Below are 14726 nucleotides of genomic sequence, written 5' to 3' on the forward strand. Positions count from 1 at the left end.
GCCACGACCCCAGCCGAGGTGAGCACCCTCATGAGCGACAGCCAGTTCGAACAGGAAGCATACGGAGGGCTCGAACCCGCCACGGCGTCCGCAATGTCCGCGGAACCGGCGTTCGGCGACGTCGAGGGCGAACTCGCGGCCGGCGGCAGCGGCGGCAACGATGTCGGCCTCGTCCCGCCCGGTTGGCGTCGGCCCTGCTCGACCGCCGACTGCGGCAATCCTACCGAGCACCCCGCCGAGGACCAGTGGCAGCGCCTGGTCTCGGCCGTGCCGGTCCAGGACCAGCTGTACCGTCTCAAGCCCCGAATCGACGGCATGTCCTACCCGACCGAGGAGGACTTCCGCACCGCGGTGGCGGCCGTCCGGCCCGAGCACGCCGACGAGCACTCCCTGGCCAGGCTGCGCGCCGGATGGACCGAAGAGGTCGGCGGCAAGCTCGGGGACTGGTCGGAGCGGATCCGGTCCAACCTGACCGACCTGGCCGAGGGCTGGTCGGGAACCGACTTCGACGCGTTCGTGACCATGGCCAACGGGACCAGGGAGCTGGTCGACGGGATCCTCGAGGACGTCGACGCGACCGTCTCGCAGCTCGAGTCCACTGAAGAGAACATCTACACCCTCCAAGGCGGCGACTCCGGGGAGATCCCCTACCCCGCGCCGCAGTTCTGGATCGAAGGCGAATGGCACAGCTGGGTCGCCATGCACATCAGGCCCGCCTGGTGGCACGGCGACTGCATCAAGTACACCTGCCAGGACGCCGAGAGCGCGGTGGAGCTGGCCGGAGTCGACCCCGACCTGGCCACCGAGATCATCGACTACATCGACGACCGCGTCGACCACTGGATCCGGCACTACGAGAACCCGGCGAACATCGAGGCCGACGGCCTCGACCCCAAGGGCATCACGCTCGAAGAGGCCAAGGACATGGCCGTGGCCGACGCCATGGACAACTTCGGGGGCGTGATCGACCAGAACCAGAGCGACTACGAATCGCGCCACCAGGGCATCGACGAGGAGATCGACCAGCGCAGCGCCGACAACGACGCCGAGCAGCAGGGCATGCGGACCACCGCCAGCGACAAGCCTTACCCCGACGGTGCCGACGAGTCGAAGATGGACCTCGAATCGCCGTCGATGGAGCAGCCGAGCGGGACCGCCTCGCCCGAGACCACCCAGGACCCGTCGGTGGACCCGCCCGAAGGCCGGGCACCCGACGACGATTCCGGCGGCGGTGGCGCGGACCCCGAAGACGAGGGCCCCGGCGGCCTCGCCAGCGGCGGGCCCGGCGGAGGCGGCGGCGGAATCGGCGGCGCGGCCCCCGGCGGCAGCCTCGGATCGCCCGGCGGCGGGTCTCCCTCGCCGGGAGGGGCCGGAACCGGAGCGGCCGTGGGCGCCGGAGCGGCGGCGGGAGGAGCGGCCGCCGCGGGTGCGGGCAGAGGCGCCACCACCGGCATGATGGGCGGCGCGGGCGGCGCCGGACGCCCGATGGGCGGCGAGAACACCGAACGCGATCCCGACGTCGATCTGAACGAAGACCGGAACATGTGGGGCTTCGTCAGCGAAGACGACGACCCCTACGCCTAAAGGGAAGTGACGCAGATGGCGATCCAGCGGACGCGCACCTTCGACCCGGCCGCTCTCGAGCGCTACCGGGTCTTCCTCGAAGACCTGCTCGACGAGCTCGAGAACGAGATCGTCCCGGTCCTGCGCGACGGGACGCTGAAGAAGGCCCCGGCCTTCGGCTCGACCCCCGGCGCGTACCAGAACGCCGGCGAACAGTACGCCGAGTTCCACGCCACCACCTGGCGCAACCTCCAGTACCTGCGGGGCACTCTCCACGGCATGATCAACGGGCTCCAGCACGCCATCGACACCGGCGGCGAGACGGACGACTGGATAATCCAGCAGCTCCCGAAGGTGATGCCCGGGAGCGACGACATCTACACGTGAGACTCGCCCTTCCGGGGCCAACTGCGCGGCGGGTGCCAGAAGTCGCCAGGGTTACGGCCGTCGCTGCGAGCGGCGAGATTGCGGGCCCGCTTCGAGACCCGATGCGCGATCTGCGGTGCGGGGCCGGTCAAGCGCTGCTCTGTGTCGTCCCAGATTCGGAACACCCGGACCGGGACTTGGAGCACCGCGATGTCATCCGTGTTCTTCACCTCGAAGGCGAACTCGTGGCGGACGGTGGAGCCGTCGAGCGGATCGGGACCGTACTCGGCTCGGAAACGGTGCTCGCCCGCCGCGAGCGAGTAGTACCAGGTCGACCAGTCGCTCGGGACCTCGACGCCGTCGATCCACAGTCGCGGCCGCCCCGCGTGGGCCAGCGCCAACTCCCGGTTCGAGCCCGCATAGGCCGCGACGCCGTCTGATCCCCGTGAGAGGCGGTAGAAGAACAGGTCGAACACCACCGCGACACCGAGCGCGGTGCCGGTCTGGCGCCAGGTTCGCAGGTCCTCGGGGGAGGGGAACGCGAACGCACCGTTGCCGACCGAACGGTGCACCGGCTCGAGTCGCGCCGACTTCGCCCGCCTGTGGAAGCGGCGGGTCGAGACGATGCCGATCGTGACTCCGGCGATCAGCGCCAGCGCGCCGGCGGCCGCGACGACGGCGGCCACTTCCGCCACCACTCCTTCGGGCAAGACCGCTGCGAGTGTCGCAGATAGCGCGAGGACCACCGTGCCGGCCACGGCCATGAGGCAGCCGACACCCGAACGGTTGGATTCCGAGGCGCTCAGGACCGGCATGTAGTCGGAGCCGTCCCGCACCCGGTACAGCCGGGTGCGGTACTCGCTCTGGTGCCGCACCGCCACCGAATGCCCGGCGGTGAAGCAGACGCGCTCCCCCGGCGCCAAGTCGAACTCGGAGCTGGCCGCGTCGGCGCCCTGCACCTCGACCCGATGCCCACCCGGCGGCAACTCGATCTGATACCTTCCGTCCCCGGCCGCGACCGGCCGACCGTCCAAGACCAGCACACCAGTGGCGTCGGCGGTCTCGGAGGTGCACACGAAGACGTCCAACACCCCGAGAGCCTCACCTGCGTACACAGGCGCTGACCGCCCCGCCCGATACTCCTCGACCGAACTGAAGCCGACCACCAATTCGCCGTCGGCACGATAGGTCAACCCGGACGCGTCCCGGTAGGCCAGCAATGGAGCATCATCGACATCACCGGGCCCACGAAACCCATGCCGCGCCTCCGGCGACTTCGAACCCACCACTACCCGTCGAACCCGTCGGCGATGTCGCCAGCCGAAGGGCTGCCGCTGCCCGCGAGCGTGCCGACCATGCCGACCGACTTGAACCCGGCCTCTGCGAGCGGCTTCGCCGCCGTCTCGAAAACCGTCGCGACCCGCGACAAGATGCGGTTCGCCTGCACGAACGTGTCGGCGACCCTGCCGTACCGGTTCAAGCACGTGATGGTGGTCGCGATGCCAGAGCGGATTGAGTTCGCCATCGCGGCCGCGGTCGAGGCGCCGAACGTCGGGGCTGCCGCGGCGAACGCGGCCGCCCAGCTGATCGCCCAGTTCGTGATCAGCTGCGAGATCTGGCTCAGGATCGTCTTGCGGATCAGGGTCGCGATCATCTCGCACAACTGCATGAGGCCCTGAAGCACTTGGATCTGATCCCCAAGCTTGAACACCGACTCGGCGAAGTCCTTGATCTTCTCCCGCGCAAGGTCCCCGTCCTGGCCAGACCACTCGCTGAGTCCGCCTTCGGGGAGCTTCGCTATCTCCTCACCGATGGGCGGCAGGGCGCCCTTGAGGCCGTCCCAGCGCTGGATCTCGGCGGCCATGCGCTCGCCGTTGCCGGTGACCATGCCGAGTAGGTCGTCAAGGGGCTGGATGAGAGAGATGAGGAAGTCCAGGCCCGCCGAGATCAAGAACGACAGCGGGTTGACGGCGGCATCGATCACGTCCCAGCCCCAGCCCGCGGCACTGGCGGCCAGGTCCATCACCGAATTGACTGCCTCGCCGGCGTCGTCAGCGCGACCGACGGCCAAGATCTTTTGGAAGACCTCGTAGCCGCCGGTGACCGCCTTCGTAGGGGCCTGTTTCCAAGCTCCGGAGTCGACCAACCCCACCGGCCCCGGACCGTGGTAGCTGTCGCCGCCGTCGGTGAAGGTCGATCCGCCCCAGTCGATACTGCCGCCGAGACCCTCGGGGTCGAACTTCGAGAACTCCCGGGCCATGTCCATGTCCGTGGTCTCCCACGCCTCGCGGCAGTCTTTGAGCCGGTCGGCATGACCCTCGATCCCCACGTTCATCATGCGGAACAGCTCGCGGAGGTCTGCGACCAGGGAGTAATAGCCCGGCGAGAGGAACAGACCCGGGACGCCCCAGGCCATCATGTCCAGCCCGTCGTCATTGGCCTTCCCCTCGAGTTCCTGAGCAGCCGGCATCTGCGCTCGGAGGACTTGCTCAGCGTCGGAGAGCTGCTGGGGAGTGACACCTACTGGCTCGCTCATGTCCGGTCACCTCAATGGGATTCAGAGAATATGGAACCTGTCTCTCTGAATATATCCAAGTGTTCCGAACGACCCAAGCATGCGCTGACCAGGGACAGCACTGCGACTCAGCGGTTCCTCGCACCCGCGGCCTCGAGGCCCACGGGGTGTGGTACTGCCCTGCTAACCTGAATTCGTCACGAGACCTGAACGCATCCTCATCCCCGGAGGCCCCATGCCAGAGCGCAAGCTAGATCCAGAAGCCATGCGTGAGTTCCAGCGCACAGTCCGAGAGAAGTTGCTGGACAAGCTCGAGGACGACCTGATGCCGATGTTCAAAGGCGATCGGGTGCTCAGTCGCGAACCACGCTGGGGCGACCTCCCATCGAACAGCAATGCCAAGACCGAATACTCGACATTCCATTCGACGACCTGGCAGAGCCTTGAGGGTATCCGCAGTTCGCTATACGGCTTGCTCGAGCGGCTAGACGAGTCGATCGAAGCGCACGAAAGTTCCGAGACCACGAACGCTTCGGGCCTCGATGGATATGGTGACCAGCTCTGAAGCTGAAGTTGTCGGTCACGTCTTTCAAACGACTCGAGACCCAAAGGGAGATTGAACGAATGAGATCCGCGACAATTCGCCTGATCGCATCAAGCGGGATCCTGGCCGTACTGGCAGCGGGCTGCGGCGATGGCGATGGCGAAGGTGAAGATGGCGACAACGGCGAGAACGGATCGGGCGACACCTCGAACCCCGTTACCGAGGAGATGCGCTCCTGGGACGGCTGCGAGGTACTCGATGACCTGCAGCCGATCATGGACTACATGCAGATCGAAGCCATTCAGGGCGACGAAGGCTTCAACAGTTCCCGCTATGGGGAGGGACTTGACCAACAGGCCGCTACCTGCAGTGGCCAGGTCACGGTCTCGTCGTGGGAATACAGCGACGGCACTCCTCGAGTCAATGACGGTGAACTTTGGGTGAGCATCATTCCATGGGACACTGAAGAGGAAGCACAAGCTAGCTACCAAGCGAGATCGGTCGATGATGTCGAAGCTCAGCTGGGACAGAGCTCGACTCTCCAGGAAACCGACCGCGTCGAACTCGGATCTGAATGGGATGAAGGCGTGCTCTTGGTATTGGAGGACGAGCAAGCGCGCTTTCTCAACGCCTACGCCCGTGACGGCAACTGGTTGCTGACGGTGAGTATCCGCTATAACGACAATAGTGGTGACGAGTACTTCAACGAGAACCAGGAAATCCTCGATGGCACGATCGAGGATTACACCTATTCGTTCGACGATGAAGAGCTCCAACAGTGGCTGGTGGACGAGTACGTGCCCACAGTGCATCAGGATATTACCGATATGACCGGTCAGGAGTAGTGCGATGAGCGACGGCGTCGACTACGGCGAATACGAGGAAGACGAATACGCTGAGATGGAGCAGGGCGGCGACTCCGACGAGTCCAGCCGCTTCGAGCGGAACTTCGTGAACGCCCGCGGCTGCACCAATGGAAGCTGCGAGAATCAGAACAACCCTGGAGAAGAGCCGTGGCTGCAGTTGATGTCGTGCATCCCCGTCACTGGCCAGATCGGGAAAATCAAACCTATTCCTTCAGGTATGGCCACGCCCAATGACATGGAAGTCAGCGAGATCGTAGAGCAGCTCCGTGGTTCGGACGGGGACGATTACGCGATCCAAGCCATCAAAGAAGGATGGCAGGACTTCATGGATGTCTTTCAGCCACTCGAAGGTCATCTGCAAACTGCACTAGAGGCGCTGAGCCAGGAGTGGACCGGCGACGACTATGACGCTTTCGAGGAACAGGTCGAAATCGTCAAGGGGAATCTCGCTAAGGTCAAGGAGGATATCGGCTCGGCCGATGGGCAAGGCGGTGGAAACGGGATTCTCGCCATGCTAGAGCAGAAACAGTTGTCGATCTATGCTCTCCAAGGCGGTGACGCCGGCGAGGTTCTGTTCCCGGCTCCACTGGTATGGGTTGACGGCCGCGGTTTCTGGAAGTCCGCGCAGTTTCACGTGAGGCCGGCGTTCTGGGCCGGAGAGTGCGAGATCATCGATGATGCTTGCGCGAATGATAGCGGAAACGATATCCTGGAGTTGGCTGGCTATCCCGACAACGACGATTATCGGAACGAAGTCACTCAATTCGAGACCGATCGCGCCGCATATTACGAGTCGAATGGGTACAGTCCGAGCGAAGCCCAGAGCATGGCCGAAGAAGACGCGAACGCTCAAGTGACGCAGGACGTCGACGACCTGGACGAGGATTACCAGCAGCGACTGGACAACATCACCACCGACATCACAACCCGTCGAGATATGGCAGACGATGAAGTCGGAGGCTTCAGTCCCACAGTGAGCAACTCCGATGCCACCAGCGTCGGAGATGGTGGAGCTGACCCCATGGGCTATGACGGCCTCAACCCGGGCGGCGGCGGTTCAGGCGACGTGCCGACCATGCCCGGAGGTGGAGGACTGAACCCGCCCGGCGGTCCGTCTGGTGGCATCGGCGGCGGTGGAGGGTTCGACCCTCCTTCCCCTCCAGGCAGCCCTGGCGGCCCCGGCCTGGGAGACCCGCCAGGTGGAGACGGGGGCGGTCTCGACCCCGACAATCCGTGGGGCTCCGGGGGTATCGACGATCCCGATGACATCGGGGGTGGTCTGGCCAGTGGGGGCGGCGGTGCCGTCGCTCCTCCCGGGATCGGCACCGGCGGTGGCGGACCCGGCGGCCTCGGTCCCGGAGCGGGAGCGGGTGCTGGAGCCGGTGCTGGTGGCATGGGCATGATGGGTGCCGGTGGTATGGGTGCCGGCCGTGGCGCCGGTGCTGGTGCGGCCGGCGGTCGTGGTGCGGGAGGGCGCGGCGCCGGTGGTATGGGCGCCGGTCGCGGTGCCGGTGCCGGTGGACGCGGTATGACCGGCATGATGGGCGGCGGCGCTGGCGGCAGGCCCGGCATGGGTGCCGGTGAAGGTGAAGGCAACGGCGACACGTGGCTCACCGAAGAAGACGACGTCTGGGGCATCGGCAACGAGGACGACGACCCCTATGCGTAGACGGCTGGGACACGGGACGGCCGACCACCGGCCGTCCCGTGTCCTCGGCAAATGAATGGGACGAACACGAGCAACTGGTCTGACGATCATGGTTCAGACATCACTCGGTACGAGTTCCCGGAGAACCCCACTGACGGGAACGCGGTCAATGCGATCGGGACCTTGCCTGGTTCCGCCGCGACCCAGGCGAGTCTGGACACGGGAATGCTCGTGGAACTGAAGGAGTTCACGGAGGCGTCGAACTGCCTCTCCACCCGGGCCACCGACCAGGCCGCGGCCGACGAGCTCGACCGTGTGGCATCGAATCTCGATGGCTGAGCCGGATGCTGGGCCCGTTCCGCGGGTCAAGCCCGCGGCCATCCCCCGGTCTATGCGTCTGGAGGCGCTCGATAGTGCCGAGTCGGGTATTCGGATTCGGGACTTGAAACGGGCCGAGGGGCCGTGGCCGACCGGGATCGGGGGTGCCGGGGTGCGGGTGCGGCATTCGGCCACCGGGGGTCTGGAGTTCCTCTCCGAGTTCCGTGCGCATCGGGGCGGTGTTCAGGACTCGGTCATCCCGGTCGCCGCTGTCGACTCCCGTCCCCAGGCGGTCGGTTTCGGCGAGTGGCATGTCCGGCTCCGGCCGGGCTGCCATCTGGTGACGGTGCAGACGCAGGAGTCGGACGCGGTCTGCTGCTCATCCTGGCCGTTCCGCGTCGAGGACGGAGACGGGACGGTCGAGCTCGAATACGCTTCGCCGTTCATCGACCCGCGCCGCCATGAGGCGACTCGGAACCTCCACGGAGTGTTGGGCGGACGCGGGATTCCCCAGGTCGGCGGCCCCGCTCCGGGAATGCGGCTCGGATGGGCGTGGTCCGTCGGCATTCTCGCCTGCATCGTCTCGGCGGTCGCGCTGGGGCGGCTCACCTCGGGCGGGACGCCAGCTGCGATGTTCGCCGCCGTAGTCGTGCCGTTGGTCATCGGTGGTGTCGTCGGCGCGTTGTACGCCGCGAGACTCACCGCCCACAAAGCGGCTTATCGCGGTGCCGCGAGGAGGCTGCGCGAAGCGGCTTCGGCACCCGAAGCGGTCGAATGGGACCGCGTTCCAGGTTCGGTCCGACGAGTCTGGTGTCTTCCCCACGGCGGGGGCGCCTTGCCGCGGCCCTCCGAAGAGTCGGGCCTGATCGTGCTCCACCCGCGGCTGCGGCAGCGAACCGAGCCGTTCCCGATCGTGGCTCTGGCCCCGCGGCCCGCGCCTCAGTCAAGGTCGTTCACCGCTCCGCCCGATCTGCGCCTCGACGGCGATTCTCTGGCTTCCGGATGGGCCACTTGGATATTCGAGGTCGCTCCCGGCGAGCATCGGGTCGAGGCGGCGGCCGGAGCGGCGCGCGCCGACACCGTGGCGCGGGTCGGGCGCGGGGACATCGCCGAGCTGGCGCTCGACGTGGTCGTGACCAAGCGGTTCAGCTCCTCGAACCGTGAAGCCGAACCACTTGGCGATGAGTATTCGATGACATTGAAGCCGGGAAGCGCCCGCGATGTCGTCGAGGTTCCGAACCTCGCCGAGCATTGAGCGGTGCGCTCCCGGTATGTCCGGCGCGCGCCGGGTCGGCTACTTGAATGCCTGGCCTGCCAGGTCGACGCCCGCGTTGATCATGCCCTTGTTGCTGTCGTATGCCTTCTGGATCTTCTGGAGCTTCTCGAGGACCGGCTTGACCTTGTCGACGATCATCTGAAGCCCCTGGCAGCTCTTGACCATGTTGGTGAAGATGCTGATCGCCCGCTTGACGAAGTTGAAGGCGGTCATCAGCAGGCTCATGACCTTGCGGACGGTGTCGGCGATGGCGACCGGGACCGCCGCGCCGAAGGTGGCCCAACTGGCGGCCAGATAGGCCGCGACGCGGGTCAGCACCCACTCGACGCCTTCGGCCAGGAGCTTCTTGACCTGGTCGTAAGCGGCCTTGGCGAGCTCGGCGGCCTGGGTCATGATGTGCTTCATCGCGACCGCTCCGTAGCCCATGACGTGCATCGCCATGCCCACCTCGGAGATGCGGGTGCGAGCCGCCTGGGAGGCGTCGCCGCCCCAGCCTTGGATCGCGGCGTGACCGGATTCGACCACGTAGTCGCCGATCTGGGGGCAGCCGTCGGAGGCGGCGTTCCACATCTCGGCCGAGTTCTTCATGATCGCCTCGTTGCCGGTGAGCAGCTGGAGGAGGTCGTCCAGGGGGTCGAAGATCTCCAGCAGGAAGTCGACGATGGTGCCGGCCAGCCAGCCCTTCGGGTCCTCCGCGATCTTGGTGGCGCCCTCCATGAACTTTCCGACCTGGTCGGCGATCTCGTTGGCCTCGCCGATGAGCGTGGTGCCCGCCGAGAACAGGCCGTCCCAGTCGGTGAGGCTGTCGACGTTGCCGAAGGCGTCGCCGATTTTACCGCCGGAGGTGAGGATCTTGGAGCCCTCTTTGACTCCGGTGATGCTCTTGGCTCCGGCCTCGAGGTCCCCGCCGTCGGGAACCCAGGTGTCGGAGCTGCCGAGGTCCCTGAACGAGGTGTGGGTGTCTTCGGGGGCGCCGTCCTGCCAGTCGGGGCGCTCGATGTCGTCGCTCATCAGGCATCGACCCCTTCGATCTGGGAGCAGACCTGATCCAGGCCGCTCGCGAGTTCGTCGTCGTTGTCGGCGTACGAATCGCCGCATGACTCGATTCCGCCGGCGACGCCCTCTAGGGCGCCGCTGCACTCGCCGAGCACGAAGCGGTAGGCCGAGGCCAGCGCGAAGTAGATACCGCCGAGCGGTGCGCCGCACAGACCCCATGCCTCCCAGTCGGGGTCGGCCTCTTTCGTGTAATCGGACAGGGCCTGGATCTCTTCACACGACTGTCTCAGCGTGGAGGCGGCTTGTCGCAGTTCTTCAGGCTCTGCGTCGAATCCGGTTCCGGTCATGGAACGTCTCCTGCGGATCGCATTGGGCGGTCGGACGGGGGCCCGTAACGGGTACGGGGTCTGCATTCGAGTTTAGACGGACTCTGCCAGCCGTTCAGGCCTGCCGCATGAGGCCGCGGTACTCCCTCAAGGTCGCGCCGTCGGTCCCGGGCGTGATGCGGACCCGGGCGTAGGCGCCGATCTCGGTGGGGCGCGAGGGATCCAGCTGTGCGTTCACGCGGATCGCCGACTGGTCCATCAGCAGTTGCGTCCGACCGTCCGCCGGGTTCGTCGGAGGCGGGACCGCGACCTCCACGACGCTCGGGCCCGGCGGGAGCTGGTACTCGTTGAGGCCCCACGCCGCGGGCAGGTCCCGGCCGTTGACCTTGACCAGTGGCGGCGCCATCCAGGGACGGGCCGCAGGTGGCGCCGGCTCGCCGGTCGAGTCCCAGTTCTTGGCGCGTTCGGCGGCGTTCTTGTCGAGCAGTTCCTTGAGGCTCCGGCCGGTCGGCTCGCCGGGGCCGACGTCGTCTCTATTGTGGTCTTGGCGGTAGACGGCGTGCACCCGCAGCACCGCGCGGCCCGGGGCCGCCTGCGGCGGCTGCTCGTCGTGGGGGTCCAGGACGCGGTGGTTGACGCCGCTGTGCAGGTCGGGCCCGTGCGGTTCTCCGACGGGGTTGCCGGGCCGGTTCTCCCAGATCCCGAAGGCGATGGCGACGAGCGCGTAGGTCGCCACGACCGGGATGATCGTGGCCGCGGAGTCGAGTTCGAAGTCGAGGACGCCGGTGAGTCCGGCGAGGGCGAGGAGCCCGAGCACGGCGATGGCCGCGAGCCCGCCGACGGCCAGGGACCGGAACAGCGCTCCGTCCTTGACTCGCGTCTTCCCCCTGGGGCCGAGGACGATGTCGCGGTAGGAGTCGATCGGGCGGCCTTCCATGCAGGTCAGGTGCCGCAGCTTGGTGGTGACGCCGTCGAGCTCGACGACCTCGCCGGGCCGCACGTCGACCGACCGGTAGGGGCCGGAGGCGCCGGACTGCAGCTGGACCAGGTGCCGGCCGGCCGGAACGGCGATCACTCCTTCGCCGATGCCGGTGGCCGCCGGGGCGCCGTCGACGGTGACCACCGGGGTGAACGGCCGGAAGCCGCCGAGCATTTCGCGGATGAGGTCCACGTTGAGGTGGCCCATGCCCGGAAGCGGGCGGAACTCGGCCCGCTGCGTGTCGGTGCGCGTGATCCGCGACTCGGAGTACCTGCGCGGCAGGCCCCGGCGCCAGCTCGCGCGCACGGCGATGCCGCCCCATCCGGGCTCGAATCGCGCGGTTCCGGGCTCGGCGACCGGGAATCTGCTCTGGGGGTGGGTCCGGAAAGCATAGGCGGGATCGCTGGTCAGCTTGTCTTTGACCGGACGGAACAGTGACATCGCGTGACCTCATCTGTGAGATAGGTGCCGTGGCTTCCGAGGGTATCGGGCCGTCACCCGCGCCGTGCAACACGCTTATAGCATCGGGTTAGGCGTGGAATGCCGCGTCATGAGCGAGAAAGGGGAGGTCGTTGTCCGACGAGGAGATGCGGAACAAAGTCGCGGAGGTGCAGCGGTTGGCCACTGAGATGGAGGCCGAGTCGGTCTCCGAGGACGGTGAGGTGCGCGTCGTGGCCGGGGCCAGCGGAGTGGTCAAGGAGATCGACCTGCGCATGAAGGCGTTCCAGTTGAGCGGTGTCGAGCTGGGAGAGGTGATCGCCGCGACGGTCAAGTCCGCCACCGCCAAGGCCGATCAGGACCTGTCCGAGCAGGTCAACGGCATCATGGGAGACTTCATGGAGAGCCAGCAGGAGGACCGCGGATGAGCGACCGCAACGAACGCCCCACCAGCCCCGAGGAGATGCTCGAGCGCCTGCAGCAGATGGAGGCCGAGGCCAAGGAGACGCTCCGCAAGTACGACGAGATGAGCCAGCAGCTCGGCGCCGACGCGGTCGAGGTCTTCTCCGAGGACGGGCTCATCTCGGTGAAGCTCGATTCGGACGGCCGGGTCGACAAGATCAAGATCGACGAGTCGGCCATGCGGTTCAAGCAGTCGCTCGGTCCGACGATCGTCGCGCTGATCCAGGAGGCCACGGCAACCTACGGGCTGAAGATGGCCGAGATGGCCCAGGCGCTGGTCGGCGACAAGATCGACGTGATGGGCATGATGAACCGCTACATGCCCGAGGAGATGCGCGACCGCGCCCGGGACAACCTGGACCGGCGCCGCGACTGAGCGTCGCCGGGTCCGGTGACGCTCGTGAGCCGGCGGAGCGTGTGTAAGTTCTTCACATGGGAATGAAAGATCGTCTGGGTCGTGTCGCCCAGAAGGCCAAAGAGGTCGGCGACCAGGTGAAGGAAGAGGCAGTCGGGGCCAGGGAGGGGGCCCGGGCAGCCGCGCAGGCTCGCGTGGACTCGGCCAAGGAGGCGGTCGCGGGTAGAACCGACGCCACCTTGCAGCGGGCCGGTTCAGCGGCCGGCTCGATGAAGAACAGATTCGACGACCTCGACCTGGAGACCCTGCTCAGCCGCCTGCCCGTCCCGGCCTCGCCGGTGACCGAGGACTGGCGGTTCAGCCTCTCCAAGATCGTCACGTCCGGCGAGAAGCCCCCGAGAGGCACCGGACTGCTCCTGCGGCAACTGGACCGCTTCGGCGCCATCGACATCGGCCCCAAGGAGGTCGGCTTCGACGACACGACGGCCAAGTGGGACAAGATCAAGGCGATCCGCACCCGCGACCTCGACGGGATCATCGAGCAGCTCGTGTCCGAGACCATGGCCGAGGACATCGCCGGCTACCTGCCGCCCGTCCCCGGTCGCGGCTGGGCCGTCGAGAAGGCCACCTCCATCATCTTCACCCTCTACGCCCTCACCGCCGAGCAGGCCCTGCGTGACCCCGATACCGCGAAGCGCCAGTACGTCAGCGAGATCGAGTACAAAGGCTGGATCCGCACCAAGGAGGCCGCCACCGGGCTGTTCACCGGCCCGTGCATGGCGCTGGTGCCGGGCCTGGACGACCTGTTCAGGGCCGAGTCCGGCCGCCGCGGCATCCCGATCGAGGCGGCCCCCTCGACCGTTATCGAGAGCGCCGAGAGCCGCGCCGAATGGCTGCGCGAGAAGCAGTCGGCGATCCTGGCCCGCCGCGAGCGGACCCGCAAGGAGATCGAGTACTAGAGGGGGCGGGTCTCGCCCGGGTAGTGCAGGCCGATCTGCTTGCGCGCCTCGTCCATGATCTCCATGACCTCGATAGTGGACGAGGGAGGGACCAGGGTCGACTCGAGCCGACCCTGTTTGAGCGCTCTATGGACCTCCAGGGCCTCGTGCACGTAGCCGTGGCCCACGTACGGGGCCTCGAATTCGCGAGGCTGCTCGCCGTACCGCTCCAGTGTGTACCCGCTGGGGCGGTACGCGTAGTCGTTGAGCCGGATGCGGCCCTCGGTGCCGGAGATGGTGACCTCGTCGGCCGCTCCGCCGATGATCGAGCAGGACAGCTGCGCGATCGCGTTCGGATACCGCAGCGTCAGCGCCGTGTACTCGTCCACGCCCTCGGGGGACATCATCGACTCGGCGTGTACCGACTCGGGGACGCCCAGCGCCAAGTGCGCCAGCGTGATCGGGTAGATCCCGAGGTCGAGCAGCGCGCCGCCGGCGAGCTCGGGGTTGCGGAGGCGGTGCTCGGGAGGGAACGGGCCGGGCAGCGCGTAGTTGCCGTGCACGGCGATCACGTCGCCGATCATGCCGTCCTTGATCGCGCGGCGCATCTCCCGGATGGCAGGGTTGCACCGGGTCCACATGGCTTCCATGAGGAACCGCTGATGCTCTTTGGCCACGGTGAACATCGTGCGGACCTGGCTGGCGTTGTAGGCGAACGCCTTCTCGCACAGCACGTGCTTGCCGGCCTCGAGCAGCTGGATGGTCGGGATGTAGTGGTGGGAGTGCGGAGTCGCGACGTAGACGATGTCGACTTCATCGTCCTGGGCAAGCGCTTGTACCGAGTCCCATGCGTGCGGGATCCGGTACTTCTCGGCGAAGGCGGCCGCGCGTTCGGCCGAACGAGACGCGACCGCCGTGACTTTGCAATCGTCCAGGAGGGCAAGATCTTCTACATAGGTCGAAGCAATGTTGCCGGTCGCCAGGATTCCCCATCGGATCGGTTCAACCATGGACGTAAGCACATCACAACTTCCGGGGATCGTCAACACGGGGCCTATCGTGACAATCCTCGCGATGAGGGTAAATTGCCGGACGAGTCGCGTACGCCGTGTAACCGGATGTCTGTGATCTGCGAC

At 66.8% G+C, this 14726-nt stretch carries 16 protein-coding genes; 10 read left to right on the forward strand and 6 right to left on the reverse strand.

Going from position 1 to position 14726, the window contains the following annotated elements:
• The first annotated feature begins 30 nt into the window (after positions 1-30).
• Both JFB92_RS01600 and JFB92_RS01605 read left to right on the forward strand, forming a co-directional pair.
• On the forward strand, positions 31-1584 hold the full coding sequence (locus tag JFB92_RS01600) for a hypothetical protein (protein ID WP_199034224.1): 1554 nt from the start codon (positions 31-33) through the stop codon (positions 1582-1584).
• A gap of 15 nt (positions 1585-1599) precedes the next feature.
• On the forward strand, positions 1600-1950 hold the full coding sequence (locus JFB92_RS01605) for a hypothetical protein (protein WP_199034226.1): 351 nt from the start codon (positions 1600-1602) through the stop codon (positions 1948-1950).
• Here the strand turns inward: JFB92_RS01605 and JFB92_RS01610 are convergent.
• Complete coding sequence (locus JFB92_RS01610; protein WP_199034228.1) at positions 1941-3020, reverse strand: hypothetical protein; 1080 nt, start codon at positions 3018-3020, stop codon at positions 1941-1943. The two genes, JFB92_RS01605 and JFB92_RS01610, sit on opposite strands and share 10 nt — an antisense overlap.
• A gap of 197 nt (positions 3021-3217) precedes the next feature.
• Positions 3218-4465, reverse strand: a complete 1248-nt coding sequence (locus JFB92_RS01615) for a hypothetical protein (RefSeq protein ID WP_199034230.1) — start codon at positions 4463-4465, stop codon at positions 3218-3220.
• A gap of 214 nt (positions 4466-4679) precedes the next feature.
• On the opposite strand from JFB92_RS01615, the gene JFB92_RS01620 reads away from it, so the two are divergent.
• The 5 genes from JFB92_RS01620 (at position 4680) to JFB92_RS01640 (ending at position 9075) form a co-directional block, all read left to right on the forward strand.
• Entirely contained in the window at positions 4680-5009 is a 330-nt protein-coding gene (locus tag JFB92_RS01620; protein WP_199034232.1) for a hypothetical protein, read from the forward strand.
• A gap of 59 nt (positions 5010-5068) precedes the next feature.
• Complete coding sequence (locus JFB92_RS01625) at positions 5069-5833, forward strand: hypothetical protein (RefSeq protein WP_199034234.1); 765 nt, start codon at positions 5069-5071, stop codon at positions 5831-5833.
• Between the two features lie 4 nt (positions 5834-5837).
• Complete coding sequence (locus tag JFB92_RS01630; RefSeq protein WP_199034236.1) at positions 5838-7523, forward strand: hypothetical protein; 1686 nt, start codon at positions 5838-5840, stop codon at positions 7521-7523.
• A gap of 51 nt (positions 7524-7574) precedes the next feature.
• The gene (locus tag JFB92_RS01635) at positions 7575-7841 is read left to right on the forward strand and encodes a hypothetical protein (RefSeq protein WP_199034238.1); all 267 of its coding nucleotides are present in this window, start codon (positions 7575-7577) and stop codon (positions 7839-7841) included.
• A gap of 103 nt (positions 7842-7944) precedes the next feature.
• Positions 7945-9075 (forward strand): hypothetical protein, encoded by a 1131-nt coding sequence (locus tag JFB92_RS01640; RefSeq protein WP_199034240.1) that lies wholly within the window; start codon positions 7945-7947, stop codon positions 9073-9075.
• A 39-nt stretch (positions 9076-9114) separates the two neighbouring features.
• Here JFB92_RS01640 and JFB92_RS01645 read toward each other — a convergent pair whose 3' ends face one another.
• The 3 genes from JFB92_RS01645 to JFB92_RS01655 all read right to left on the reverse strand — a co-directional run bounded on the left by JFB92_RS01645 (position 9115) and on the right by JFB92_RS01655 (position 11838).
• A complete protein-coding gene (locus JFB92_RS01645; protein ID WP_199034242.1) occupies positions 9115-10107 on the reverse strand; it encodes a hypothetical protein in 993 nt (330 codons plus the stop codon).
• Positions 10107-10439, reverse strand: coding sequence for a hypothetical protein (locus tag JFB92_RS01650; protein WP_199034244.1), 333 nt, complete (start codon positions 10437-10439; stop codon positions 10107-10109). Before JFB92_RS01650 ends, JFB92_RS01645 begins: the two co-directional genes overlap by 1 nt.
• 94 nt (positions 10440-10533) lie before the next feature.
• The gene (locus JFB92_RS01655; RefSeq protein ID WP_199034246.1) at positions 10534-11838 is read right to left on the reverse strand and encodes a hypothetical protein; all 1305 of its coding nucleotides are present in this window, start codon (positions 11836-11838) and stop codon (positions 10534-10536) included.
• Between the two features lie 146 nt (positions 11839-11984).
• Here JFB92_RS01655 and JFB92_RS01660 point away from each other — a divergent pair, with 146 nt between their 5' ends.
• From JFB92_RS01660 to JFB92_RS01670, 3 genes are read left to right on the forward strand one after another with little or no spacing between them, the layout of a single operon-like run.
• Complete coding sequence (locus tag JFB92_RS01660) at positions 11985-12263, forward strand: YbaB/EbfC family nucleoid-associated protein (protein ID WP_199034247.1); 279 nt, start codon at positions 11985-11987, stop codon at positions 12261-12263.
• Positions 12260-12673, forward strand: coding sequence for a YbaB/EbfC family nucleoid-associated protein (locus JFB92_RS01665; protein WP_199034248.1), 414 nt, complete (start codon positions 12260-12262; stop codon positions 12671-12673). The genes JFB92_RS01660 and JFB92_RS01665 overlap by 4 nt, the downstream gene beginning before the upstream one ends.
• Before the next feature lie 56 nt (positions 12674-12729).
• Positions 12730-13611, forward strand: coding sequence for a hypothetical protein (locus JFB92_RS01670; protein WP_199034249.1), 882 nt, complete (start codon positions 12730-12732; stop codon positions 13609-13611).
• On the opposite strand, the gene JFB92_RS01675 is transcribed toward JFB92_RS01670, so the two are convergent.
• Entirely contained in the window at positions 13608-14600 is a 993-nt protein-coding gene (locus tag JFB92_RS01675; RefSeq protein ID WP_199034250.1) for a Gfo/Idh/MocA family protein, read from the reverse strand. The two genes, JFB92_RS01670 and JFB92_RS01675, sit on opposite strands and share 4 nt — an antisense overlap.
• Between the last annotated feature and the right edge of the window lie 126 nt (positions 14601-14726).

The organism is Glycomyces salinus (genome assembly GCF_016428645.1).
GTDB lineage: Bacteria > Actinomycetota > Actinomycetes > Mycobacteriales > Micromonosporaceae > Glycomyces > Glycomyces salinus.